General features: G+C 65.4%; 25 protein-coding genes, 1 tRNA gene and 2 pseudogenes. 11 read left to right on the top strand and 17 right to left on the bottom strand.

What is annotated here, in order from left to right; translation table 11 throughout:
* Positions 1–163: 163 nt before the first annotated feature.
* Positions 164–505 (top strand): annotated as a pseudogene (locus Poly30_RS25500) (peptidase M20); the annotation flags it as partial.
* A 31-nt stretch (positions 506–536) separates the two neighbouring features.
* Here the strand turns inward: Poly30_RS25500 and Poly30_RS25505 are convergent.
* Together Poly30_RS25505 and Poly30_RS25510 are read right to left on the bottom strand one after the other, a co-directional pair.
* Positions 537–2,261: a hypothetical protein gene (locus tag Poly30_RS25505; protein WP_145204423.1), complete on the bottom strand. Its 1,725-nt coding sequence runs from the start codon at positions 2,259–2,261 to the stop codon at positions 537–539.
* A gap of 4 nt (positions 2,262–2,265) precedes the next feature.
* Positions 2,266–4,482, bottom strand: a complete 2,217-nt coding sequence (locus tag Poly30_RS25510) for a hypothetical protein (RefSeq protein WP_419190667.1) — start codon at positions 4,480–4,482, stop codon at positions 2,266–2,268.
* Positions 4,483–4,796: 314 nt separating this feature from the next.
* Between Poly30_RS25510 and Poly30_RS25515 the strand changes: the two genes are divergently transcribed.
* Complete coding sequence (locus Poly30_RS25515) at positions 4,797–5,045, top strand: peptidase dimerization domain-containing protein (protein ID WP_145204429.1); 249 nt, start codon at positions 4,797–4,799, stop codon at positions 5,043–5,045.
* A gap of 25 nt (positions 5,046–5,070) precedes the next feature.
* Here Poly30_RS25515 and Poly30_RS25520 read toward each other — a convergent pair whose 3' ends face one another.
* The gene (locus Poly30_RS25520; protein ID WP_145204432.1) at positions 5,071–5,544 is read right to left on the bottom strand and encodes a hypothetical protein; all 474 of its coding nucleotides are present in this window, start codon (positions 5,542–5,544) and stop codon (positions 5,071–5,073) included.
* Between Poly30_RS25520 and Poly30_RS25525 the strand changes: the two genes are divergently transcribed.
* Entirely contained in the window at positions 5,536–5,736 is a 201-nt protein-coding gene (locus tag Poly30_RS25525; RefSeq protein ID WP_145204435.1) for a hypothetical protein, read from the top strand. The two genes, Poly30_RS25520 and Poly30_RS25525, sit on opposite strands and share 9 nt — an antisense overlap.
* A gap of 574 nt (positions 5,737–6,310) precedes the next feature.
* Here Poly30_RS25525 and Poly30_RS28925 read toward each other — a convergent pair.
* The 3 genes and pseudogenes from Poly30_RS28925 to Poly30_RS28935 all read right to left on the bottom strand — a co-directional run bounded on the left by Poly30_RS28925 (position 6,311) and on the right by Poly30_RS28935 (position 7,400).
* Positions 6,311–6,784 (bottom strand): transposase, encoded by a 474-nt coding sequence (locus Poly30_RS28925; RefSeq protein WP_419191388.1) that lies wholly within the window; start codon positions 6,782–6,784, stop codon positions 6,311–6,313.
* Positions 6,785–6,992: 208 nt separating this feature from the next.
* Positions 6,993–7,166 (bottom strand): annotated as a pseudogene (locus tag Poly30_RS28930) (IS110 family transposase); the annotation flags it as partial.
* Between the two features lie 33 nt (positions 7,167–7,199).
* The gene (locus tag Poly30_RS28935; protein ID WP_419190668.1) at positions 7,200–7,400 is read right to left on the bottom strand and encodes a hypothetical protein; all 201 of its coding nucleotides are present in this window, start codon (positions 7,398–7,400) and stop codon (positions 7,200–7,202) included.
* Between the two features lie 177 nt (positions 7,401–7,577).
* Between Poly30_RS28935 and Poly30_RS28940 the strand changes: the two genes are divergently transcribed.
* Positions 7,578–7,712, top strand: a complete 135-nt coding sequence (locus Poly30_RS28940; RefSeq protein WP_419190669.1) for a hypothetical protein — start codon at positions 7,578–7,580, stop codon at positions 7,710–7,712.
* A gap of 10 nt (positions 7,713–7,722) precedes the next feature.
* Here the strand turns inward: Poly30_RS28940 and Poly30_RS25535 are convergent, their stop codons facing one another.
* Positions 7,723–8,229, bottom strand: coding sequence for a hypothetical protein (locus Poly30_RS25535; protein ID WP_145204438.1), 507 nt, complete (start codon positions 8,227–8,229; stop codon positions 7,723–7,725).
* Between the two features lie 119 nt (positions 8,230–8,348).
* Between Poly30_RS25535 and Poly30_RS25540 the strand changes: the two genes are divergently transcribed.
* Complete coding sequence (locus Poly30_RS25540; RefSeq protein WP_145204441.1) at positions 8,349–9,677, top strand: hypothetical protein; 1,329 nt, start codon at positions 8,349–8,351, stop codon at positions 9,675–9,677.
* A 207-nt stretch (positions 9,678–9,884) separates the two neighbouring features.
* On the opposite strand, the gene Poly30_RS25545 is transcribed toward Poly30_RS25540, so the two are convergent.
* Positions 9,885–10,277 (bottom strand): WD40 repeat domain-containing protein, encoded by a 393-nt coding sequence (locus Poly30_RS25545; RefSeq protein ID WP_419190670.1) that lies wholly within the window; start codon positions 10,275–10,277, stop codon positions 9,885–9,887.
* A 545-nt stretch (positions 10,278–10,822) separates the two neighbouring features.
* Here Poly30_RS25545 and Poly30_RS25550 point away from each other — a divergent pair.
* Positions 10,823–12,886, top strand: coding sequence for a S9 family peptidase (locus Poly30_RS25550; RefSeq protein WP_145204447.1), 2,064 nt, complete (start codon positions 10,823–10,825; stop codon positions 12,884–12,886).
* 148 nt (positions 12,887–13,034) lie between these two features.
* Complete coding sequence (locus tag Poly30_RS25555) at positions 13,035–14,282, top strand: sensor histidine kinase (RefSeq protein WP_145204450.1); 1,248 nt, start codon at positions 13,035–13,037, stop codon at positions 14,280–14,282.
* 7 nt (positions 14,283–14,289) lie between these two features.
* Here the strand turns inward: Poly30_RS25555 and Poly30_RS25560 are convergent, their stop codons facing one another.
* Positions 14,290–15,399 carry a tetratricopeptide repeat protein gene (locus Poly30_RS25560; protein WP_145204454.1) on the bottom strand — a complete coding sequence of 370 codons (1,110 nt, stop codon included), beginning with the start codon at positions 15,397–15,399 and terminating at the stop codon, positions 14,290–14,292.
* A gap of 73 nt (positions 15,400–15,472) precedes the next feature.
* On the opposite strand from Poly30_RS25560, the gene Poly30_RS25565 reads away from it, so the two are divergent.
* Positions 15,473–16,561 (top strand): carboxypeptidase-like regulatory domain-containing protein, encoded by a 1,089-nt coding sequence (locus Poly30_RS25565; protein WP_145204457.1) that lies wholly within the window; start codon positions 15,473–15,475, stop codon positions 16,559–16,561.
* Between the two features lie 58 nt (positions 16,562–16,619).
* Here Poly30_RS25565 and Poly30_RS25570 read toward each other — a convergent pair whose 3' ends face one another.
* The 3 genes from Poly30_RS25570 to Poly30_RS25580 form a co-directional block, all read right to left on the bottom strand.
* Positions 16,620–16,958, bottom strand: coding sequence for a hypothetical protein (locus Poly30_RS25570; protein WP_145204460.1), 339 nt, complete (start codon positions 16,956–16,958; stop codon positions 16,620–16,622).
* A gap of 61 nt (positions 16,959–17,019) precedes the next feature.
* Positions 17,020–17,277 (bottom strand): 30S ribosomal protein S20, encoded by a 258-nt coding sequence (rpsT, locus tag Poly30_RS25575; RefSeq protein ID WP_145204463.1) that lies wholly within the window; start codon positions 17,275–17,277, stop codon positions 17,020–17,022.
* 192 nt (positions 17,278–17,469) lie between these two features.
* A complete protein-coding gene (locus tag Poly30_RS25580; protein WP_419190671.1) occupies positions 17,470–18,801 on the bottom strand; it encodes a tetratricopeptide repeat protein in 1,332 nt (443 codons plus the stop codon).
* 113 nt (positions 18,802–18,914) lie between these two features.
* On the opposite strand from Poly30_RS25580, the gene def reads away from it, so the two are divergent.
* Complete coding sequence (gene def, locus Poly30_RS25585) at positions 18,915–19,505, top strand: peptide deformylase (protein WP_145204469.1); 591 nt, start codon at positions 18,915–18,917, stop codon at positions 19,503–19,505.
* On the top strand, positions 19,505–20,476 hold the full coding sequence (locus Poly30_RS25590) for a bifunctional riboflavin kinase/FAD synthetase (protein ID WP_419190672.1): 972 nt from the start codon (positions 19,505–19,507) through the stop codon (positions 20,474–20,476). The genes def and Poly30_RS25590 overlap by 1 nt, the downstream gene beginning before the upstream one ends.
* A gap of 124 nt (positions 20,477–20,600) precedes the next feature.
* Here the strand turns inward: Poly30_RS25590 and Poly30_RS25595 are convergent, their stop codons facing one another.
* The 5 genes from Poly30_RS25595 to Poly30_RS25615 form a co-directional block, all read right to left on the bottom strand.
* Positions 20,601–21,719, bottom strand: a complete 1,119-nt coding sequence (locus tag Poly30_RS25595; protein ID WP_145204475.1) for a porin — start codon at positions 21,717–21,719, stop codon at positions 20,601–20,603.
* Positions 21,720–22,017: 298 nt separating this feature from the next.
* Positions 22,018–22,449, bottom strand: a complete 432-nt coding sequence (arfB, locus tag Poly30_RS25600; protein WP_419190674.1) for an alternative ribosome rescue aminoacyl-tRNA hydrolase ArfB — start codon at positions 22,447–22,449, stop codon at positions 22,018–22,020.
* Positions 22,446–22,802 carry a DUF971 domain-containing protein gene (locus Poly30_RS25605; protein ID WP_145204478.1) on the bottom strand — a complete coding sequence of 119 codons (357 nt, stop codon included), beginning with the start codon at positions 22,800–22,802 and terminating at the stop codon, positions 22,446–22,448. The genes arfB and Poly30_RS25605 overlap by 4 nt, the downstream gene beginning before the upstream one ends.
* A gap of 27 nt (positions 22,803–22,829) precedes the next feature.
* Positions 22,830–22,905, bottom strand: a tRNA-Phe gene (locus Poly30_RS25610).
* A 109-nt stretch (positions 22,906–23,014) separates the two neighbouring features.
* On the bottom strand, positions 23,015–23,437 hold the full coding sequence (locus Poly30_RS25615) for a hypothetical protein (protein WP_145204481.1): 423 nt from the start codon (positions 23,435–23,437) through the stop codon (positions 23,015–23,017).
* 137 nt (positions 23,438–23,574) lie between these two features.
* Here Poly30_RS25615 and Poly30_RS25620 point away from each other — a divergent pair, with 137 nt between their 5' ends.
* Positions 23,575–24,267, top strand: coding sequence for an SDR family NAD(P)-dependent oxidoreductase (locus Poly30_RS25620; RefSeq protein ID WP_145204484.1), 693 nt, complete (start codon positions 23,575–23,577; stop codon positions 24,265–24,267).
* The last annotated feature ends 105 nt before the right edge of the window (positions 24,268–24,372 follow it).

Here is a 24,372-nt window from a genome sequence, read left to right on the forward strand (position 1 = left end):
GTTCGGCGAGTCTCAGATCGCGCGGCCGGGGGGGATGCCGTGCCTGAGTCTCTGGGTGCTCGCCCGCGTCGCGGCGCGCGCAGAACGGCGAGCAATCAACGCCTGCTCGAGGCCTAGTGCGTCGTTTCGCCACCCCGCTTGGAATTCCTATCCGTTGGCCGCCCTGACGGAGGCGCTCACCAACGACGCCCCGAGCCACGCCAAGGTCACCTTCGAGAACGTGGACGGCGCGACCGGCTGGAACGCGCCGCCCTTTGCGCCGTGGCTGGACGCGGCGATCCAGGAGTCGAGCGAGGCGTTCTTCGGGAAGCCCGCCGTGTCCCTGGGGGAGGGCGGAACGATCCCGCTCATGGGCCTCCTCGGCGAGTCGTTCCCGGAGGCGCAGTTCGTGATCACGGGCGTGCTCGGCCCGGGGTCGAACGCCCACGGGCCGAACGAGTTCCTGCACCTCGAGATGGCGGAGCGACTCACGGCCTGCGTGGCGTGGATCGTGGCGAAGATGTGAGCCTTCGCTTGCCCCATGCCGCCGCCTCGGTTCAGGGAACGAATTGCCCTACGAATCCTGCAGCCCAGTTCATGCCGGTTCCGCAGGGGCCGCCCGGGTCGCGGTAGAGGACCTGGAAAGTCCCGCGTGTCCCCGGGAAGATGCCGATAGGTTCCATGGCCGGTGGGATCCAATCCGCCTCTCCTTGCGCATTGGCTCGGAACACGTGGATGAAGGACGGAGCGACGAATGGATGCCGAAGGAGAAGTCCATCTCCTGAGACAGCCGGCAATGCGGCTTCATCGGGCAATTGGCGCATGTTGGCCACGAGCCCCAGCGTGTTCGGTGGAAGGCCTTCCATGTGGAACTGACAGGCCACGCTGTAGATGGAGAGTTGACCCCTGGCCCATACCCGTGCGCCGCGTCCCGTGGAGTTCACGCAGCCCTCGAGTGGATCCACCGGGTCGTTTCCGCAGGGGCACGGCGCGGCTGCGGACGGCAGTGCGATCGGCGTTCCGAGCTCATCGCACGTGATGGGATTCTTGTCGGGCAGCCGGACCACATAGGCACCGCCCACGGACGAGAAGCCGCCGGTACTTAGCTCTGGATATGCCACCAGCATCTGATCGTCGTCGAAGGCGAAGGACTGCTCGAAGTTTCCTCCTTGGAAATAGCTCGGGATCTGGAGCCTTCCGTCCAGTCCCCAATATCCGCCGCAGTGGGTGAAGTGCATCACTCCACCGGAATGAACGCTTGGAATCGCGGGGGCCAATCCGTCGCCTCCTACCAGTAGGCGCTGGCCCCGGAGGTCAACGAAGCGCCCCATGTTAGCGACCCACACGTCCGGATACGCAGCGGCCCGGAGGCGCCACTTGCGCGATGGTGTGCGGTTGTAGATCCGAACGCTGCCGTAACCCGCGGACCCATAGTTGGCCACGACCGCGAGCTGATCTCCGTCCAATGACATCCCGCGACTGAACTGGGCGTTCTCATCCGGGTAGGGGCTATCGAGGCGGTCGATGACCTCCCACAGGCCGCTCGGTGAGCGCTCGAAGATAACGACGAGGCCAGTCTCATGGCCGTTGATACGGTAGCCGTGGTTGCCGGCGACGATGACATCGCCGTGGATCTGCACCGCCTGCCCGATACCACCGGGGAACCCGAGACGACCATCGGTAGCCGAGTCAGAATGCTGCCAGACGGCGCCATCGAAGTCGTAGACGTGGATGGCGCCAGAGTTCGGGCCGATATACTGGGCGTCGATCAGGTGGTAGCTGCCCGAACCAACGACAAGCCTGTCTCCATCCAAGGCAACGCTGTCAGCGTTAAAATTGGTCTGGTTGCCCCCTGGCGGTGGAACGAGCCGACTGTGGAACGAGAAGTGGTCGCCGAGGTCCTCGTAGACATAGACAGACCCGCGACCGTTCTGGCTTGGAAGATCGTCATTCAAGCAGATGACCGCAAGCCACCGCTCTGTCAGCGCAACTTTCCATCCGAACCAATCCTGGGATTCGCCGTCGAACGGCTCGATCGATTCAGAGTAGGACCATACACCCTGCGCATTCTTGCGGAACACAGCTACCAAGCCAGGCGCGAAAGGTTGGTTCGACCAGCCGCCCTTGTAGGCACCAAGGACGGCAACGTCAGAATGAATGGCAGCGCTCGTTCCAAGACGAAGGCCATCTCGTCCATCCGGGACCGTGAGAAGCTGTGTGGCTCCGGCAGTCGATCCAAAGAGTCCGAACGCTGTGATGATGTAGCTTGCGGTCAATTTCATGGCCCTAGTTCACCCGCGTGATGAGGTAGATGTAGTCACTGCCATAGAGGGCAGGGTCGAGACTGCTGGTATCCGGTGAGTGGGAACCTCCACCAGCGGTCAGCTGAAACACCGTGGGAGAACCGATCGGCATCGTTGAACTGGCGTTGAACCACCTGCCCACGTAGTCGTACGGTCCACTTGAAGAGGGGGCAGTGACAGCCACCGTTCCAGGATTCGCTGTCGATCCGGTCCCGAGCGTCGGGTAGTAGATGACGTACGTGGAGTCATGGTCGGTCAGGACCTCCGCGTCACCAAACTCTGCATCGTTCGCTTCGTTCATCACGCTCCCATCGCTGGGCTCCATCGAGCGCAATGGGAAGCTCGAGAGCAGCTCCCGGAACGCACGAGTCTGCGTCAGGATCATGGCTCGAGTGCGGAAGTTCTCTACTCGCAGGTCCCCGCCACCGAAGGACCGGTCAGGCACCTGAACCGTTCCACCGAAGCTGTAGTAGCCAAAGTACCAGTCGATATTCCCGCCAGAGAGCAACACGTCGAACAGAACGCGCTTGCGTCGGTCTTCGGATGTCGCCGTGGCGCAGGGCGTACCTGCCCCAGGAGACTCGTCACCGACTCCATTGTTGTTCGACCCCTGCTCGTCGACATCCATGACGACGAACCGACTGCTGGACCCCGTGCTTCCGCTCGATCCAGCGACGAAGATGGACTGGATCGACTCGGTGAAGTCGCTGTAAGAGGACCTTGGACCAGCGACGTTCGAAGAGCAGTCGTTGAATCTCTGTTCGAACCCATGCAGCTGCATCGAGGTGCAATCAAGCCACCAGTCGGCGTCGCTGACCTGGTCTCGAATCTGCGTGTAAAGCTCCTGGAGACTGAGGTTGGGAGCTCCGTGGACGGAGATCGGATGCCCGATCCAGGACCCCACCACGCCCGAGCGATAGGGATCGTAGTCGCTGATGTCCCAGCGCTGGATCCAGTGGGCCATGTCCGTGAGCTCGGTCACCGTGAACTGAGCGGAGTTCCCTGCCGGGTCCAGAATGTTCTCTTCGCAGAGGTTCCATTTGACACCCTGGAGATGTCCGAACATGGCCACCATGTTCTTCTGGAACAGCCGCCTTTCGATGGAATCAGACCCGGCACCGAGCCATGCGATGTTCTCCCCTTCGGTCTCGGCCAGGAAGAACTGGAGCATGATGCCTCGCGCCATCGCATGCTCGAACACCGTGGTCCACTCGCGCATTCGCTTGACGCTGTAGTTGCGTCTGACGTCTCCAGAGGTCCCTGCCGCGACGGGATGGTTTCCTAACGAATCTGCCGCATCCTTCGGGGTTCCGATGAAGGGATGCACGTCTCTGCCATCACCCCCGAGGTTCATGAGCAGCATGTACATGCTGTTCACTCCGACGCTGCTCAGGTAGTTGAGAGCCCCTATGATCCCACGGCCACTCTGGGCAACACCGTCCGCAGTCCACTCGGGGTCGCCGTTCGAAAGGTCCCAATCCAATTCGTGAGCCTGATACTCGTGAATGAAGCCGTTCACCTGCGCTGGCGATCCGACACCGTCCACACTGGCCTCTGGCCCCGTGTAGTCCGTGAACCCTGAGTACGCCAAGAAGTTCTCCGGGCTGCCGACGCCCCCTTTCAGGAAGGTCTCGCCGTTCGAGTGCCGCAGGTAGCGTGTACCGAGTGCGCCTGGCTCCCTGAACGCCAGGATCGGTCCTTTCGCGAGGAATCCAGGGGCCGTCTGTTCGGGGCCGATGACTATGACATCCCTGTTCCATTCCTTCACGAAGGTGGGGGAGGCTGCCGCAGCAGCGGGCGCGTCCGAGACGTTGATGAACGGGCCTTCCTCGAAGACGAACCGGATGCTGTAGAGCCCCTGCAGCGTGGGGGCCGTGAAGTGGACACGCCACCTGTCTCCCACCGCTGGGTTGGGACCGCTTCCGTTGAAGAAGCCAGCGATCTCGTAGGTCGGCAGGTTGCCCGGGGGCGTCACGACGGCGGTCAAGCGCCAGTGGAGCCAGGGGTTGTTGAACTGCGTTGGCGCCAGATAGGGGACGTCTACCGCCGCTTCATCGAAAGGGCCCCCAGGATTGTTGTCCGGGCTTTCACCCGTGGCGAAGTTGAACGTGAACGTCTGGTACGCCGGCAAGATTGGCGTGGCTCCAGGATTCTGGGCCGTAGCGGATGAAGCCGCTGGCACGACTGCGGCGAGCAGCACGCTAGCGAACGCGACTACGCGGGACGCGGGACGCGGGACGCGGAATTCTGATGGTCATGATGGCCGAAGGCGCTCAAGGCACCTGAGGTGGCGACTCACAGATGGAATCCTCCCTCACTCTCGCAATCCGGCGATGCAGAATGGAGTGGGACAAGACAAGGGCAGGCAGCGAGCCAGGAAAAGTAACCCGCCTCATCTGGCAATGACGAGGCTGGTCGGCGAGACCGAGGAGATTCCCCGATCGAGAAAGACTGTTACATGGCTCTTCGCAACTGCCCAGCATAAATCTCGGCTTTCCCCGGTGTCATGTTCTGATGCAGAACGTCGCGCGGACCTGGGCGCCCACGCTCTCCGTCACCGGCGCGGATGGACTCCCCGCGATCGCGGACGCGGGCAACGTGCTGCGCCCGGAGACTGCGCTGAAGCTGAGCTTCCGTCTCGCTCCCACGACCGAGCCGAAGGCGGCCATGGCGGCGCTGACGAAAGCGCTCACGGGCGACGCCGACCGCCGCACTGGCGGAGGACACCTGGCGCTTCCGGGCGTGTTTCCGCAATTTGCGTGAACCTCTGCCTCGACTTTCCGACGGCTCACCGAAGATCGATCGCGACGCTCGCCGTGAAGTTCGACGTCGGCGGGCCGCTCGGGGAACTGTCCCAGTGCCAGAGCTGAAAGTACCAGGTCTCACCTGGCTGCGCGGCGACGGCGCCCATCGGCTGCGGCATCGCCGTCAGGTCCACGATCGTGTCGATCTGTCCCTGCGCTCCGCTCGACTGGATTTGTCCTGCGAAACGGCCGATCGAGCCGCCCAGGCAGAGGTTGCCCGCGCTACCGCCCGGCAGCGCGGCGAAGCCCGCGGTGCGCGAGGTCAGAAGGTAGCCGAACGCCGTCTGCGGCAGGCGGCTAGCGCGCAAGAGCAAGCCGTTCTCGGCGACGTAGCTGGAGCCCGACCCGACGAGGCGGCCGATCTGGCCCGTCGAATTCGGCCTGACGACGCAGGTCGTCGTGCTGCCCACCTTGCGCTCGACGGTCACGAGCGCGGTCTCTCCACCCGCGTGCTGCACGACAGCGAGCAGGGCTCCGATGGCCTGGGGCGGGCGAGCCTTCGCATCGACCTCACCACGCTACCGACGTCGATGGGCTCAACCGCCGCTGCCGCCGGAGAGTCCTGGTACTTCCAGGCCTGGCACCGTGACAGGACGGACGTCGGGGTCACGTCTGGATTGAGCTCGGCGGTCCAGGCTAACTGGCAGTAGTTGCGGCGGCGGTACTTCGTCGCCAGTCGTTCGGCGAGTCTCAGATCGCGCGGCCCGGGGAATGCCGTGCCTGAGTCTCTGGGTGCTCGCCCGCGTCGCGGCGCGCGCAGAACGGCGAGCAATCAACGCCTGCTCGAGGCCTAGTGAATCGTTTCGCCACCCCGCTTGGAATTCCTTCGATGAGAAGGCCCTCCAGCGTCAAGCAGTAAATCAGGGATTGCCCGAGGGTGTGTCGCCTGTAGATCGCCGAGAGGCGATCGAGCTACGTGGTCCGCCTTGCTTCTATCCGCACTCTGCCCCGGTGTGGCTCGTGTCGCCGCCTCGGTGCTCGATGGGGTCCGTCCAGTCGGGCGCTGCTATCTATCCGGCGGAGTGCGATGCGCGGCTGACCGAAGTCTGTTGTGCATCCAATCCTAGGCCAGCCATCGAGTTCTGGCCCGCAGTCGCCAGGACTGGGCGGTTTCACGTAGCTTGATCTGTTCTTTCGGTTCTCTACTCAGTCGGTTGGAGTTCCGGGCTCTTAGCTGTTCGCCCTACAGGCGAGCGTGAGCCAGGTGATTCAGTGGTTGTCGTGTCACGCAGGGACCGCCGCCGCGCCTTGCTTCTTCGCTGTGCGGTTCGCGTTCCTTAGCGGTTCATACACCTCGCCCGTGCGCCACAGAGTGTGGAGCAGTACCGCCAGCTTGCGGGCCACAGCGATGACCGCCTTCTTCTTGGTGGTCTTGCCGCCGCGCGCGGCTAGCTCCAGGCCCCAGCGTCTGAGGTCGGAGTCCTTGCCGAACGGCCCGAGCATCTGCTGAGCGCACTGCACGAGGTGTCGACGGACCTCGTTGTCGCCTGCCTTGGTGATCCGCATCTCGGGGTCGCCCTTCCCGGACTGTTTCCGCTTGGGGGTCAGCCCAAGGTAGCCCCCAACGTCGCGGCTTCGTTCGATGCGTGACGGGTCCTCGATGGTGAGGATGAAGCGCAGAGCCGTGTGAGGACCAACGCGATCGACCTGTTGCAGGACCTGTGTCTCTGGGTAGACCTCCTTCGTGAGCCTGATGATCTCTTTGCCCGAGCACCTTGATCTGTTCGTTCACGGTGCGCAGCGTCGCCAGGATTGGTTGCAGTGCGCCGTCCAGTTCGCTCGGTATCTTGTCCTCGACCCAGGTGTGGAACAGGGCGGCGCTCTTCTTGGCCGTTCGAGCCCCGAACGACTTGAGGACGCCGTGGATATGGTTGACCATGGACGTCCGCATCGAGACGAGTAGGTCCCGTGAACGAGCCTTGTTGAGGTCGGCGCGCGCCGAGCGCTCGCGGTGCTGGATCGGGTGCAGGAGCTTCAGGTCGAGGCGTGCGACTCGAGCAAGCTGCTCGGCATCGACCGCATCGCACTTCGAGTCGTTCTCGTAGATCAGCCGCAGCTTGCGGGGGTTGGCGACGATCACATCGTGGCCGAGCTCCTTGAGCAGTTCAGCGACCTAGCAGGACTGACCGCCAGCCTCGATGGCGATGCGCAGTGACTCACCCTGCTCGAAGCGGCGCCGCATCGCAGCCATTGTCGTCGGCACTTCTGCCCGTTCGAGGACCTCCCCGTCGCCGGAGAGGACGCAGATGTGGCTCTTCTTGTCTCCGAGGTCGATTCCGATGGTCGTCTTGTCGGTCATGGTAGATTGAGTCATGGTCAGCCTCCTTGTTGGGCCTCGAGCCCGTCTGATGTTCAGGGTCCCTTCAGGGTAACCCGAGCCGGAGGCTGGCCTTCTCATCCCATCTATCCGTCGCAGCTCTTCGATACGGACGTCGATCCCGAGGAGCAGCGCGATCTGAGCGAGGCAAACCCCGAGCGCATGGCCCGGCGGATGGGGGAGATTCGAACGCGACTCGTCGAAGAAGGCGGGACCGCGCTGTCGGAGCCGCTCAGCCAGACGATGCTGCGGGACCTCGAAGCGCTGGGCTACGGCGGCCGGGATCTCGAGACGGCGGAGCCGAAGTAGCGACAGGTTGCTACTGCCGAAGCGACGATTTGAGCAGCTGCATGACGCGATCGCGCCATTCACGGCTCAGGGCCTGCTTGCGGAATCGGTGGAGCTCCAGCTCCGCGCCCCGGTGCCGATAGACGATGGGCCAGACGGTGAACGTGTAGGTGAGGTCGGCGGAGTCCTGTTCGACCGAGTCGACCTCGACGCGGCCCTTCCCGTCCGCGGGGAGCGCGCGGCGCCGAGCCCACAGGAAGTTCGTCGTCCAGAGTTCGAGTTCGCGGGTCGCGCGGTTGATGCGCACGTGCTTCTGCCGCATCAGGCACCAGAGGCCGAGGATTCCCAGTCCGGAGGCCATGACGCCGACGACCGACCAGAGCACCAGGAGTTCGTTCTCGGTATGCGGTGTCTCGCGCCCGTCGATCCCCGATTGGGTGGAGAGGGCGATGAGGGCGGCCGCTGCGAGCAGCGAGCTGCCCGTCAACACCATACGGGCGCGCGGGAACGGCAGGTCGTAGGGCTGGGAGGTCGGCATCTCATGACGTCATGCGGCGTACGCGTCCCCGGACTGCCAGCTTCTCCGACTTTCGCGGACGCGGGGCCGCTCGCTTCGAGACGTTCGCCTGGCAGGGCCACGCCCGGTAACCTGTCGGCATGACTTTTCCCTTCGTCCAGGCTCTTCTCGCGGGCGGCCTCCTGGCGCCCTGCGCTTTCCCGGTTTCCGGCGACGAGGGCGCGACCGCACCCTCACGGGTGGAGGTGATCCAGCCCCGGCGGATCGCCACCATGGACCGCGAGGGAAAGGTGCCCGCGCGTAAGCTGGGTGGTCGGCCGCGCCAGCAGGAGGGAATGCTGATCTTCGATGGCGCCACGGATGGCGATCGGCAGCTCGATCCGCAGATCGCGGTCGGTGGCGACTACGTGCTGACGGCGACGAACGGCGGACTCATCGTCTACACCAGGGCCGGCGACTACGTTCTCGGCGTTCATCAGAGCGCGTTCGAGAACGGCATCGATCCGAAGGTCTTCTACGATCGCCACAACCGGGTCTTCGGCTTCGACCTCTGGGTCTACTGGGACGACGCGAAGGTGAAGCCCGTCAACATCTCGATCTCCGAGACGAGCGATCCGACCGGCGCCTGGAACACGTATCCGGTTCCTGCGCCCGCTGGCGTCGACGGTGGGGCGATCGCGGCGAGTCGGCGCTGGACGGGCTACTCGTTCCCCGGCGGCGAGGAGCGGACGTTCGTCCTGCGGACGGCGGACATGAAGGCAGGCAAGCCCACGACGGCGTATCACTTCCCGGGAGGCCTCGGCCATCCGGTGCTCGGTCAGGACGCCGTCGATTCGCTCTACTTCCTGGACGTGACTCCGAAGGAGTTCATCGTTCGATGCGTCGAGGAAGGAGAGGACGGTGCGCCGCTCGCGCGCCTCGTGGGAAGGAGCGAGCACGGGCTGCAGTTCGTGGGATCGCCTCCGCAGTCGCCGCAGAAAGGCACCGACAAGCCGACCGCATCAGGCGATCGTCGGCCGAAGAACGTGGTGCTCCAGGGCGGGCATCTCTGGTTCTCTCATACCGTGAACGTGGGAGGCCGAGCCGGCGTTCAGTGGCACGAGATCGAGCTCGACGGAACGATCGTGCAGTCGGGCCTCCTCGCTAGCGAGACCTCGAGCTTCATTCAGACCTCGCTCGCCGTGAACGACCAGCTGGACGTGCTCGTGGGCTTCCAGGAGACGAGCCCCGGCATGTTCATCAGCCCGCGCCTCGCCTGGCGACGGGGCACCGACGAGCCGGGTACGTTGCGTCCGGTCGTCTCCATCGGTGAAGGCAAGGCCGCCACCGAGGGAGGACCGTGGGGCGACTACAGCGGCTCGTGTATCGACGGACAGAACGGCCTCGATCTGTGGACCGTTCAGAGCGTGGCGGACGAGGAGGGGAAGGGCGACACGGTGATCGCGCGTGTGCCCATGGAGCGACGCTGATCGCTCCCTCGAGGGTCGGCTTCGTTGGTCATCCATCGAGGAGCCTGTCGCACTTGAGCGAATCCGCGCGGAGCACCTCCTGAATCGCAGTGCTGCGTGGATTCGAACCCACCTGACTCCATTAAGGCTCGAAGTGAGCGCTGTCCATTGGCGGTACCGCTGTGCGCGACTGCCGCTTGGTTCGACAGGTCTCGCCTCTTCAGGTCACTACTTGCCGAGCGCTTTGACGTCGATGCGAAGAATCTCCTTGCCGCTTGCCGCGAGCAAGGCGTCGCCCTCGCCCCAGGTCACGAGCGCCACGAACGCCTCTCGCCCTTCGACGCGAGATGCTTGCCCCACGAGTTCGTCCTTGCTGAGGTCCCATACGAAAAGTTTGCCTTCCAGGGAGCTCGCTGCGATCCATTTCCCCTTCGGGTGGAAAGCAAGCTCGGTGAACTTCGCGCCCTCGGCTTCGAGGATGCGGTCCACTTTGCCACTTCGACGACTGTGGAAGAGGATCTCGCTCGTCCCCGAGACCGAGGCGAGGATCTTCCCCTTGGGGTGCCATGCGACGGCTTCTATGGGCGACTCGTGTCCGACCAGGATGTCGTCTTCTTTCACGTCGCAGCTCGCGCTGCCGACGAAGCGAATCGTCCCGTCCTCTCCGCCGATGGCGACCTCCTTGGCCTTTGGCCCGATCGTGAGGCAGGTGACGCCGCCGTTCTTGATGCCGCGTTGACTCCAGCCCGAGCCTCCCTTGCCCGCGAGGCGCTCGACGCCATGGCGTGGGGTTCGCTCCTCCAGAGCGAGTCGTTGCTTTCAGCGCCCCTGGTGGGATCCCATTCGGATACGACGCCCACGGCGTCGACGGAAATGAGCCAGGCGCCCATGGTGCTGCATGTGAGATCAGCGAGTGACGTCTCGGAAGTGGCGACCGTGGTGACCGCGGGCTCTGCGCGTTCCTCGGCGGCAGGAACAAGTGCGGTCGCCGTCGACGCTGATCGGCGCCATCGCAGCGCCCCCCCGACTGAATCCTTACGTGATGGGTGTGGCCGGACGCGAAGGAGCGCCGCCCTTGCTCCTCGATGCAAACTACAGTTTGCGGGCCCTTGCCGACCTGCTTCCGCCCTTCGCCGCCGGACTTCCTCCCCCACCGATCCCTTGCCATGCTGATCTCCGCTTTCCTCCTCGCCGTCGCAGCCGTACCCCAGGAGGAGGCGCCGCCCTCCGCGGATCGTCGCCCCATCGAGGCGATGGATCTCTTCCAGCTGGAGGGCATCGAGTCGCCCCAGGTTTCGCCGGGCGGCATGCACGTGCTGTACCTGCGGACGATGTTCGACGTGATGTCGGACTCCAGCTACCCGGACCTCTGGATCTACGACGTGCAGAGCGGCGACCAGCGTCCGCTCATCGCGGCGGTGGGCGGCGCGAAGTGGTCACCCGACGGGCGGCACATCGCCTACGTGAAGATGGCGGGCGACGACGGCGCGGAGATCTTCGTGCGCTGGATGGACGACGGCACGACTCACCAGGTCACGCGCGCCGCGAAGTCGCCCGGTTCGATCGCCTGGTCGCCGGACGGCAAGCGGATCGCCTTCACCATGGGCGTCGAGCGCAAGGCCGAGCCGCTCGCGAAGCTGCCCTCGGCGCCCAAGGGCGCGAAGTGGGCGCCTGCGGCCAAGGTGATCGAGCGCTTCAGCTACCGCGGCGACGGACAGGGCTACAAGGAGAACACCGACACGCAGATCTTCGTCGTCGACGCCTTCGGCGGAACGCCGCGCCAGGTGACCTCGGGGGAGCGCGACCACGGCGGCCCCCTCACCTGGATCGACGCTTCCACCGTCCTCTTCAGCGCGAACCTCCGCGACGACCGCCGGGCGAACCCAAACGAGACGGACATCCACGCCCTCCACGTGGATACCGGGGAGCTGACGAAGCTCACGAACCGCAGCGGGCCCGACTCGGATCCGGTGTTCGACGCTGCCTCGGGTGCTCTTTACTGGATGGGTTTCGACGACCGTCGCCAGGGGCACCAGCAGGCCGAGATCAGCCGGCGCGCAGACGGACTGAATCCTGAGGCGAAGATCGCCGTCCTCACGGAGGGTCTGGATCGAACTCCGGACAGCCCCAAGTTCGACGGCGGGAAGCTCTGGTTCACCTACGCGGATGAGGGCGTCACGAAGCTCGCGTTCCTGAAAGGAGACTCCATCGAAACCACCGAGTTCACGCTCCACGGAATCGGCTCCGGTCGGCCCTATTCGACGGGTAGCTACGACGTGGCGAATGGAACGCTTGCCTACGTTGGAGGCGACCCGTCCTGGCCGGGCGAACTCTACGTCGAGCGCAACGGTCGGCTGGCCCAGGTCACGGACGTCAACAGCGACCTTCGCCGCGTGGTCCAGCTGGGCGAGGTAACCGAGCAGTGGACCGAGTCCGGCGCGGACGGCGAGCGCGTTCAGTCCTGGATCATCACGCCGCCGGGCTTCGACGCCGAAGCGACCGACGAAGCCGGCAGGCCGATCCTCCACCCGACGATGCTGGAGATCCACGGCGGCCCCTTCGCGGCCTACGGACCGCAGTTCTCGTTCGAACTCCAGCTCTTCGCCGCGCTCGGCTACATCGTCGTCTACGGGAACCCGCGCGGCAGCACGAGCTACGGCGAGCGCTTCGCCAACCTCATCCACCACAACTATCCGTCAGAGGACTACGACGACCTGATGAGCATGGTGGACGGCGCGGTCGCAAAGGGCTTCGTCGATCCAGAGCGCCTCTACGTCACGGGCGGCAGCGGCGGCGGCGTCTTGACCGCGTGGATCGTCGGCAAGACGAACCGCTTCGCGGCCGCGGTCGTCGCCAAGCCCGTCATCAACTGGATCTCGTTCGCGCTGACCTCCGACGCCTACGACTTCTTCTGGCAGTACTGGTTCCCGAAGGCCCCCTGGGACGCGCCAGAGCACTACTGGAAGCGCTCGCCGCTGAGCCTGGTCGGCAACGTCACGACGCCGACGATGCTGCTGACCGGCGAATCCGACTACCGCACGCCGATCTCGGAATCCGAGCAGTACTACCAGGCGCTGAAGATCCGGGGCATCGACACCGCTTTCGTGCGCATCCCCGAGGCCAGTCACGGGATCGCGAGGCGACCCAGCCACCTGATCTCGAAGGTGCTGCATATTCACGGCTGGTTCTCGCGCTATCCGAGAGCCGACGAGACCGAGGACGCGAAGTAGCGGGCACGGATCGGACCGCCATGGACTGCCTCGTCCCGGGACGAACGCGGCCCGAAGGGCAGGAGCGGGCACCTCCGCTCCTTTTACGTACTCCTGAAGAGAAATACCGGCGGCCCGAGTCGAGAGGTGGAGTTCACGACCGCCTCCCATGCCCACCCGTTCCACCCTACCGCCGCTCGCCCACGGACCGCCTTCCAGGCGAGTCGTCCACATCCTCGCCCTGGACGACGATGCCATGGACATCATGGCCGTGTCGCGCTGCCTGAGGGACATGAAGCCCTTCGAGACGGTCGTGGCAGGGTGCTCTTCCGTCGACGCCGCGCTCGAAGCGGCACAGGATCTCGAAGCGACCCAGGGGAAGGCATTCGAACTCCTCTTTCTCGACTACTCTCTACCGGGACACAGTGGCTTCGAGGCCCTGGGGCGGATGCGCGCCGAGGGCCTGGACATCCCCACCATTCTGATGACCGGCATGCCCGGGGAAGCCGTTCTTCTGCAGGCCATGAAGTCAGGCGTGATCGACTTCCTTCCGAAGTCCGCGGTGTCCCCGAGTTCGGTCCAGAGAGCCGTACAGAACGCGATCGAGAAGGCAGACCTCGCCCGCGAGGCCGCTCACAAGACGGCGGAACTGGAACGAACGGTGGCGCGTTTGGAGCAGCGCCAGAGGGAGATCGAGTCCTTCTATCACAACGTATCGCACGAGCTGAAGACGCCGCTCACCAGCGCCCGGGAGTTCGTTTCCCTGGTGGTCGATGGGGCGGTCGGAGAGGTCTCCGACGATCAGTCGAAGCTGCTCCAGGCGGCCCTCGGCGGCTGCGATCAGATGGTCACTTGCCTCAACGACCTGCTCGACGCCTCGCGGCTCGACGTGGGTCAAGTCGCACTCATACAGGAGCCCGTGAACCTGGCACGGCTCCTGGAAGACGTGATCGCCCAATTCGAACCGTCGGCCGCGTCGGCGCAGGTCCACCTTCGCTTCTGCCCCCCGGTCACGAGCGCCGTGGTGTCGGTGGATGCGGAGCGAATCCGCCAGGCGATGGGGCAACTCTTGAGCAACGCGATCAAGTTCAGTCACCCGGGTGGGAGCGTCGACGTCGCGATCGATCTCTCGCGGGAGGACGCGGTGGCCGTGTCTGTGGCGGACACCGGATGCGGGATTCATCCCGACGACCTCCCGCGCGTTTTCGATCGTCTCTACCAATCGAGCACCGAGGACGCCGCCACGCTACGCGGGCTCGGCATGGGTCTTTACATCGCCCGTGAGATCATCCGACTGCACGGAGGAACCCTGTCCGCGGTGAGCGAGCAGGGCGCGGGGTCCACGTTCATCCTTTTGCTACCGGGGCGACACGGGAGTCCGTCCGTACCACTCGCTGCTTCCGGGACGGCCCGCTGACGCAGCCTCAGTTGCGCCGGGGCGTCGTGAAGCGGCGCGCGGGCGGCGGAGCGTCCAGGGCCTCGAGGCGCGCGTCCAGCTTCTCCACCAGCTTGGGGGCGCCCTGGGCGGCGCCGGCCTCCAGCATCTTCGATCGCGCCGCGAGGAAGCGCTCGCGGGCGCGCTCCTTGTTGCCCTCCATGTCGTCGATCTCGCCGATCTCCCAGAGCACGCGCCCCAGGTACTCGGCGGCGCGCGGCGAGGGCTTCGCGATGTAGATGCTGTGGGCGATCGCGTTCGTCTGCTCGAGCAGATCGCGCGCTTCGGCGAGCTTGCCCACCATCCGGAGGCCGTGGCCGTAGGCCCAGTCGGTCTGCAGACGGCCGAGACGGCTGATGTCGACCCGGCCCGTGAGGTCCCGCGCCTTCTCGAAGGCTTCCAGCGCCTCCTCCGCGCGCCCGCGACTGTCGAGGAGCCAGGCGTGGCTCGACCAGAGCGGCGCCTGCCACTTGATGTTTCCCGTCGTCTGGGCGGCCTGAATGGCGCGCATGCTCCAGTCGAGCTGCTCTTGCCCCTGGCTCGCCAGCGAGGCGAGCGTCGCCGCCTGGATCGCGCGCGGCGTGAGCGAGTGCAAGAAGCAGTAGTTGTAGAGTTCGATGAACGTGCGCCGTGCCGTGAGCGCATCGCGGTTCTTCCAGCGCTGAACGCCGCGGGCGAGGAGCAGGCGGGACCACGATCGCTCGTCGGACTCGTTCGCCTTCTCCTCCGCGCGGTCGAGCCACTGCTTGCCCTCGTCGACCTGGTTGCTCATCGTGAGCGCCACGGCGCTCATCGCGGCCGCCTCCGCCGCCTCGCGGTCGTACCGGCGCGAGTTCGCCGCCAGATAGATGGCCTGGTAGCGCTGGCGCGCGTCATCGAAGGCGCGCTGATCGAAGAGATCGTCGGCCGCGTCGATCTGGGAGAGGAGTTCTTCCCTCGGATCATCGGTCGACGGTTGCGTCGGGAGATCGCCGGTGGTCGTGCAGCTGAAAAGGAGACCGCCGCCGACGATGCCCGCCAGGAGCCACCCGCAGAGAAGGTCGAGAAGCGCCGTAAAGGGCGGCTGCGAGGGGCGGATGTTTCTGTTCGGGACACGCATGGTGAGAAGAATACAGCAGTGGATGAAGGGACGTCGTGGGTCCTTCATCCGGCTTTGGCAAGATCCGACCGCATTGAAGTCATCAGCCCGTATTCCGATCCTGCTCGCGGTGGTGCTGGGTCTCTCCCTGATCGTTTTCGGACTCCTCCGGACCGCGTCGGAGGGCGCGATCCCGGCGACCGAGAGCAGCGGCGATTCCGTTCGTGCTGGCGATTCGTCAGGGCGTGACTTCGGGCCCGCCGCGCCTGACGCCAGGATTCCGCCCATGGCGTCGAGGGGTTCCGCGACCGATTCCGAGCCGCTGCCGGACGAGGCCGACGAGACCTTCCTCCAGGCAAAGATCCTCTACGTCGCCGACCGCAAACCCGCCGCCGAGGCCAGGGTCGGGCTGTGGCGAGCTCAGTCCGGGGCCGGCCCCTCGTATCGGCCCGCTCGACGGCTCACGGAGCTCTCCACGGACGCGGACGGGCTCGTGCGCTTCATCGTGCCACCTGGCGTTCCCCTCGAACTCCTCGCGCGCTCCGAGGATCAGGGCCCGCCGGCACGACTCGAGGTGGGGATACTGGCCCGCGGTGAAACGCGCGCCGTGCAGCTGAGCCTGGAACGTCCGCCGGCCCCTCTGGGGTTCCGGGTCTTCGACGCCGCGAGCGGTGAACCGATCACCGGCGCCGCGATTCGCTCCGTGACCTTCGATCAGAGCCACCTGGGCCTCGAAGACTTCCCGGGAACGACGCGCCTGATTCAGCGCACGGACGGCAGCGGCGAGGTCGAACTCCCCGGTGAGGCGCGGGATACGCGGTGGTTGCTGGTCGACGCCGCCGGGTACTCGCCCGTGGCCCTGGACGCGACGGCGCTGGAAGGCCGGACGACCGCCGAGGTCGGACTGATGACAGCCGCGTCCCTGACGGTCGAGGTCGTCGATGCGTCCGGCGCCGTGCTGCGCGACATCGAAGTCACGCTTCAGGCGGATCTCGGCGGCTATCGAACGACGTTCACCGCGATCACGAACCGACTGGGCGAAACCACTTTCCGCCAGCTACCCGTCCACACCCCGCTCGTTCCGAGCGCGGGAGCCGTGGAGGAGATTCCGGGTCTCTTCGACGCCATCACGCTCACCCCGGGTGAGACGCGAACGCTGCGCCTCGAGCTGGCGATTCAGTAGTAGCCAGTAGAGCGAAGAGCCACTACCCAGCCGTCCTCCGCGCCAGGCTTCTCTCGTTTCAGGTCACGCGCATCCAGAGCTTCCGGCAGAACGTCGACACATTCGACTTGTCCCGCGACAGAAGCCCGTCGGATTCGCTGCTGACGTCCGTCTGCGACGAAGGGATCCCCTCGGGACCTGAGACCGTGATGACGATCTTCGAGGTACCACCGAGGAAGCCGTTCTTCTTCGAGACGTGAACGCGGAGGTTCTCCTCATCCACGGAATCGACGTCCCAGCCGGGCAGGTCGTCCAGTAGCTCGCGGACGGTACCGAAGACCCCCCCCTTGCTCGACGGAACGGTCACGGGGCGAAGCCACTTGGAGGACTCGGCAGAGCTCGTTTCGAATCGTCCCATGGCCCGAAGTTCGTGATCAGAAGATGCGAGGAGGTTCGGTCGAACGGAAGAGCGCTTCGGCTCAGCCGTTCAGCTTCTGGATGTGACGGTTCAGCTGGGCCTTCTTACGCGCCGCTGCGTTGTCGTGGATGATGTTCTTCTTCGCGGCCTTGTCGACCTGCTTGAACGCGGTCGGAAGGGCAGCTTGGGCGTCAGCAGTCGTCTCGGCCGAAAGGACCTTCTTGACGGCGGAACGCATGGAGGAACGGACGACTTTGTTGCGCATGCGACGGATGTCGTCGGTCTCCATGCGCTTCTTGGCTTGCTTCGTGTTTGGCATGTCTGTGCTGAAATTCGGAGCGAAAACTCTGAATGAAAACGATGAACGGGACGCCGGTGCCCTCCGGCGGCTCGCCCGGGACGGGAGGTCCAGGGTCGGGTCCGGATGGATACCGTTGGAGACGGGTCTCGGCTGCGCCCGAGCTGGGCGGGGCCGAGGGTAGATCGGGTCTTCGGACGGAGGAGCCTGCGTCTAGCGCAGCTCTTCCATCTTCTTCGCAACGTCGCGGAAGCTCACGTCGACCTCGTACACCTGGGCGTAGAGGCGCTTCGCTCGCTCGAGATCGCTCCCGGATTCCGCTAGAGCGGCGAGACTATACAAGATCTCCCGCCGGCGCTGGTCGTTCTCTGGCATCCCATCGAGCACCTTTTCGAACTCCCGGGCCGCCAGATCGCCGAATCCCTTGGCCTCGAAGACCCGAGCGAGCGTCAAGCGGGCCTCAATGGCCCTCCTGGGGTCGGAAAGGGCCTTCTGGAGCTCCGCAGCGGCCTCGTCGAGGTCCCCCTGGGCCAGGAGGATCTGCCCCAGTTCCAGCCTCAAACCGGCATCACCGGGGTGAATCGCCAGCCTCCGACGGATCTCGGCGACCTCGTGGGCCTGCAATCGGGCCTCGATCTTGTCGGCTTTCTCCTGATTTCCGTCCTTCCCGGCCTTCGCCAGGGCCCGTTTCAAGGCCTTGGTGCGCGTCTTGCCGACGCGCTCCTCCAGGTCCCGATCACCCTGGCGATAGGTCAGCGCTCGCTCCAGAACGTCGAGAGCAGCCTCGGGGTCACGCCTCTTCTCGTGGACTTCGGCGAGCGCCAGCATCGTGTCCACGTCCGACGGATCCTCCGCGTAGCGCGCCTCGAGCCGCTCCAGCTCGGCCTCCAGCTCCTCGGGCGTCCGGTGGATGCGCCGCGACTGCTCCAGCCGGCGCGTCTCCTCCGCGTCCACCAGCTGTTCGCGACTGTGTCCGACGGTGTCGTAGCGCGCCGTATCGAGTGCTGCCTCCGCCGCGAGGTCCTTCCGCGCCTTCAGAGCATCCCGATCCCGTGGATCGACCTCGAGCGCACGCTCGTAGTAGCCGAGCGCCTTCGCCGCCTCCCCGGTACGGGCCATCATGGCGCCGGCTCGCTTGAGCCCCTCGGCGTTCTTCGGGTCGATCTCGGCGATGAACTCGAACACCGCGAGCGAGGACTTGAAGTGCCCCGCCGCCTCCAGCGAGGTCCCGAGCAGCATGTTCGCCTCGACGTCCAGCGGCGCCGTCGCCAGGTAGGTCTCGACGGACTTCGCGGCGGCGTCGTGCTTGCCAGCCTTCGCGAGGCCCTTCGCGATGGTGAGCGGCCCGGCTCCCTTCATCATCTTCATGAACTTGCCGCCTTTCTTCGTTTCCTCCCGCGCCTTCAGCGCGCGGCGCAGGCCCGCGCGGGCCTCGCCCTGGTCCGCCTCGAGCTCCAGGATCTGCTGGTAGAGCTGAACCGCGAAGTCGTAGTTCCGGCGCCGGGCGGCCTCTTCGGCCTTCTGAATGTGCTTGCTGTAGTCCAAGGAGAGTCCGTCGGAGGGGATTCGGGTCGTCTTTGCCTCGGCTATGATACCCGCGACCATCTCGGGGGTTTCATCCCCACTCGACCGACCCGCCCAGAACCGCTCCCCGGACCATGACCGAGCCGAAAACCTTCGATGTCGTCCTTTTCCCCGACCCCGTGCTCCGCAAGGAGACGGAGGATGTCGTGGCCTTCGACGACGACCTGCGCGCCACGGTGGCGGGCATGCTCGAGCGCATGTTCGAGAGCCACGGCGTGGGCCTCGCCGCCCCCCAGGTCGGCCTGACCCAGCGCCTCTTCGTCCTCAACGACGAGGGCGATCGGGAGAAACCCGAGCGGAACATGGCCATCATCAACCCGACGATCAAGAAGACGTTCGGGAAGAAGACGAAGCATGAAGAGGGCTGCCTTTCGCTCCCTGGCGTGGACGCCGAGATCACGCGCCCCGACGGCTGCCTCGTCCACGGGTTCGACGAGCATGGCAACGAGTTCGAGAAGGAGTTCACCGGCTTCCTGTCGCGCATCATTCAGCACGAGTACGACCACCTCCAGGGCGTGCTGCTCGTCGATCGCATGACGCCCGCCGACAAGATGCGCAACCGTGACGCGGTGGAAGAGCTGAAAGATCAGTACCGCCAATTCAAGGCCGCTCAGGCGCGGGAAGCGGCTGCGGAAGCTGAATCGAACGGCGAAGCGAAGGCCTAGTGCCGCATCGGCTCAAGGTCACCCGCGACAGGCGCGCGCTCGTTCCCGATGAACGCGGCGCGGTGACCAGCGTCGGCGTCTTCGATGGCGTCCATCTCGGACACCAGTCGATCCTTCGCACGAACGTCGCGCGCGCGCGCGCACTCTGCGCGCAGCCGACGGTCGTCACCTTCGCCGATCACCCGAAGGCCGTGCTGCTCGGCAAGGCGCCCCGTACGCTGACGACGATCGAACACCGCATCGCGCTCTTTGCGCGCGCCGGAATCGAACACGTTTGCGTGCTGACGTTCGACGAAGAGCTCCGCGACACGAGCGCCGAGGACTTCACTCTTCAGATCCTCGAGAAGGGGCTCGATACGCACGCGTTCGTACTCGGCTTCGACAGCAAGTTCGGCAAGGGGCGCGCGGGTGGACCGGAGTCTCTGCGCGAACGCGGGCACGAAGTCGAAATCGCGCCGAAGGTGCTCGTCGGCCACCGCGCGGTGTCCAGCACCGTGATACGCGAGGCCATCGAACTCGGAGACCTCTCGTCCGCGGCGTCGATGCTCGGTCGACCGGTGACGATCTACGGCGAGGTCGTCCACGGGGAAGCGCTGGGCCGCAGGCTCGGCTTTCCGACTGCGAACCTGAACCTGTTCCACGAGCTTCAGCCGCCGAACGGCGTCTACGCCTGCCGCGCCCATGTGGTGCCTCCGCCAGCGGCGTCGGGTGCACCGGATTCACGCGAGCGCATCGGGAGCTACGACGCGGCGTGCAACATCGGACGGAGGCCCTCCGTGGCACAGCCAGACGCGGACACGCTGGTCGAGGTCCACCTGCTCGATTTCGACGGGGATCTCTACGGCCAGCGCGTCGAGCTGGAGTTCGTCGAGCGGATCAGGCCCGAGAAGAAGTTCGGCAGTCTCGACGATCTCCAGGCGGCGATCAGCGAAGACGTCGCGAAGGTGCGCTCGATCCTGGAGCGAAGGTAAGCGCCCCAAGACGGCGCCGACGCTCCGGGCGAACCGGCCGGCGCCGCGCTCTGACGCAAAACGACGGCACGTTCCGCAGCGCCGAGCGCTGCGGAACGTGCCGTCCAATCGTCAAGGTCTCGGCTTAGAAGCGAGCGTTGACGCCGACGCGGATCAGGTCACCGTCGAGGGAGGCACCTGCATCACTGTCGAACGAAGTCCAGTTGATGATGTACTTCAGGTTGTGGCCGTCGGCGTAGTAGTTCGCGCCGATGTCGATGATGCGGGTCGAGTTGTCGTCGTCGAGGTCCTGGAATCGGGCACCGATTTCCCAAGCGCCGTAGTCGGAGCTCGCTTCGGTCAGCATGAACGTACCGCCGATCGCGAACGGGGTGTTGTCAGCGAATCCGGTGAGTGCCGCGAGGCCGCCAGCGAACGGTCCGCCAGCCGCATAGCTCTCGTTGCCGTCCGCGTTGGACGTGCTCACGCCCTCGCCGAGGTTGAGGATAACGGCCTGTGCACTGAACTGGCTCGTCGCGAGGCTGGCCTCGACAGCGATGCCGTCCGCGTCGTCGGTGGCCTCGTCGCTGAAGTACGCGATGCCAGCCGAAGCTTCCATCTCTTCCGAAGCGCCGTAGGCGCCTTCGATCAGGTCCGTGCCCTCTCCGAGGATGTCGAGGCCCGCGCGAACGGCGAAGAACAGCTCGTCACCGACCGAGTCGCCACCGTTCTGGATGGTCACGGCCCAGTCGAACGCGTCGAAGTTGCCCATGACCGCGAGGCCCTGGCTACGACCGGCGAAGAGCGAGGCGTGAGCGCTACGATCGGCGAAGAACAGGTTGCCGGAGTCGATCAGCGACTCGCGGAGAACGTGCGCGCGGAACTGACCGACGCGGGCCGTGATCTCGCCGCCGACCGGAATGTCGAGGTAGGCGTCGAGGAGACCTTGACCGGCGAAGTCGATCTCCAGGCGGTAGCCGATGTCCTGGGCCGTGGTGCCGTACGCGTAGAGACGCGCGTTGTTGACGGTGAACCCGCCAAGGTCGTTGGCCTGGCCCTGGGCGTTCGTGCCGCCCGTGACGTCGCCGGAGTTGTTGTAGAACGTGCGGATCCGGCCGCCGATGTTCATGCCGGTTCCTTCGAGGCCTTGGACGCTCGCGGAAAGGGCCTGGATGTCCTGGTCGAGAGCTTGCCAGTCGCTGTCGTTTGCGAAGGCCAGGCCAGTGAGAGAAAGCGCAGCAGCGCCAAAGACGAGCTTCTTCATGGTGATTCCACCAGCGTGGTGGTCAGGGGACTGCTGAGACAGCAAAGAGAAAATGGGGGTTTGAGGCGCAACAGGTTGCCGTGACTGTTGTCAGCCGTCGACCTACCACGCAAGAAATCGCTTGCAAGAAGCGCTGTGTTCTTCGGCGGAGCTTGAGGGATTCGTCCCTCTTTCCCCGCAAAAGTGGGGAGTTTTTTCATGGTCGCGAACGGCGAAGGCCAATTCCAGGCCCTGAAGGCACTTTTCTGAGGCCCACCTCATGAAAGGGCGCTCATGAACTGCAGGAAATCCGTCGCGTTCAATCTTCGTGACCACCGCCGCGCCGCTGCTTCTTCAGCGCGCCGCGCTGCTTCTTGGCGTCGACCCGACGACGCTGCGACCCCTTGGTCGGCCGCGTTGCACGTCGCGCCTTCTCGGTGATGAACGCTTCGCGGAGGAGCGTCGCCATCCTTTCGAAGGCGTCGTCGAGGTTGCGCTTCTGCGATCGCTGGGCTCGTGCGCGCACGACGAGCGTCTCGTCCTCCCCCACGAGGCGACTCCCGAGTCGCGATCGGATCTTCGCCTTTTCATTATTACTGAGGGAGGCGCTGGGACCGACGGCGAAGCGAAGCTCGACCGCCGTCTCCACCTTGTTGACGTGCTGGCCGCCGGGCCCGCTCGCCCTCATGGTCTTCACCGTGAACTCGGCCGACGGGATCGTGAGTCGCTCGTTGACCACGAGGTCGCTCACGACTGTGATCCGCCCGCCGCGGGCGCCGAGGCCGCGTCCGCGATACGCCGGAGGTTCGCCCAGGTGAAGATGCCCGTGCGGTGACCGTCGCTGAACACGATCGAGATCGCGTAGTTGCCGACAAGAACCACTTCCTTCTGGGTCAGGTGGTCTGGCACCGAGCTCGGGTCCAGTAGCGGACGCCCCGTGTGCTCGTCGATGCAGTGGGCGCAGGGGCAACCACGGCGAATCGCAGCAGCGCTGGCGCCATTCGAAACTCCGTCTTGCCAGTCGAAGGTGATCTTCGAGGGATCACGGCGCCCGATGCGCGCTGGCGCCGGAACTCGACCCGGACTTCCTGTGGAATCGGTCATGTGCCGCGCGGGCCAGGGAGAGGAGGATGGTGGCGCGACCCGGACTTGAACCGGGGACCCCTTGATTTTCAATCAAGTGCTCTACCAACTGAGCTATCGCGCCGCCTGGCGGGGATTCTCTTCTGCGCAGGGGGCGGCGTCAACGGATGGACCGCCCTTTTGCGGAACGATTCCCCTGATTTCGACTGAACGAGGCGCCCGTCGACCCGGTTTCAGGGCCGCGGACCGAACCGGAAGTCCACGAACTCTGCCTTGCAGGTGGTGCAAGTCTGCGTCACCGGACTGCTCGACCAGAGGAACCAGATCGGATAGGCCGCCGCGAGCGCCGTCAACCCGAAGGTAAAGGGCGCAAGCCCGAGCCCGACGACGGCGAGGAGGCCGATCGGCCCCCAAGGTCGATCGGCCGCCTTCTGGAGGGGGGTGCCTCCACAGTGGAGACAGCGCTCGATCGTCCCGTCCTCGCGGCGATGGGACAGGTCCAGCTGGATGACCTCCTTCGTGTCCTCGAGCCGATAGTAGCTGCGGAGGGCAAACGGGCCATCCACCTTCCAGGTGACCAATTGGCCGGGCCTGGAGGGATGCGGGAGCCGGATCGCACTCCAGCGAATGACGTTCTCGTTGATGGCCGTGGGCATGGGTAGCGAAAGCTTACCCGGCTCCCGCCGCGGATGGACACGCCGGAACCCGGACCGTCGCGCATCGCGACAGGAGGATCCCGAGGATCGGCGCCTGATCGCGATCTCCGCCAGCCTCGGACGCTACACTCGCTCCCATGAGCGACCCCATTCGGATCTTTATCACCGGCGGCACCCAGGGAATCGGGCGCGCCATCGCGCTCCGCTTCGCACGGGAAGGGGCCATGGTCGCGATCGCGGCCAGGACGTCCGCCGACCTTGACGCCGTTGTGGCCGAAATCGAGGCAGCCGGAGGCTCCGGGGAGGCGTGCCAGGCCAACCTGCGCGACCACGGCTCCCTCGAAGCGGCCGTGTTCCGGGCGGTCGACTTCTTCGAGGGCAGGATCGACGTGGTCGTCAACAACGCTGGCGTCGTCGAGTTCTCGGACTTCGAGGAGGTGACGATCGAAGCATGGGAGCGCTTCCTCGCGGTCAACATGACCGGTCCCTATCTGGTGCTCGCGGAGGCCATGCCTGCGCTGCGCGAGTCGAGCCGGGCGCACGTGTTCAACATCGGTGCGCAGCTCGCGGCGAATCCCATGAAGGGGGCCGCTCTGCTGGCTGCGACGAAGGCTGGCGTCGCCGGGCTCGGGCGCGCGCTTCACGCGGATCTCGCCGACGATGGCATCCGTATCACGACGGTTCTTCCGGGGCCCACCGATACGCCGGGGCTGGCGCCCTGGAAAGACCGTTTCGCCTCCGAGAAGATCGCGACCCCCGAAGCCGTGGCTGACGCGATCTGGGACGCTTATCACGCCGAGACAGCGCCGCTCGAATTGTCGATCGATTGATCCCTGCGCTCTTCGCGCGAATGTCGCAGGTGTGCGAGCGCTCGCTCGTCCGCTCCGGACTCTCGCGATGCCTGATTCCTGGACCACACGTCTCACTCGACCGCG

Source organism: Saltatorellus ferox (genome assembly GCA_007751475.1).
In the GTDB taxonomy this organism is placed as follows: Bacteria; Planctomycetota; UBA1135; order UBA1135.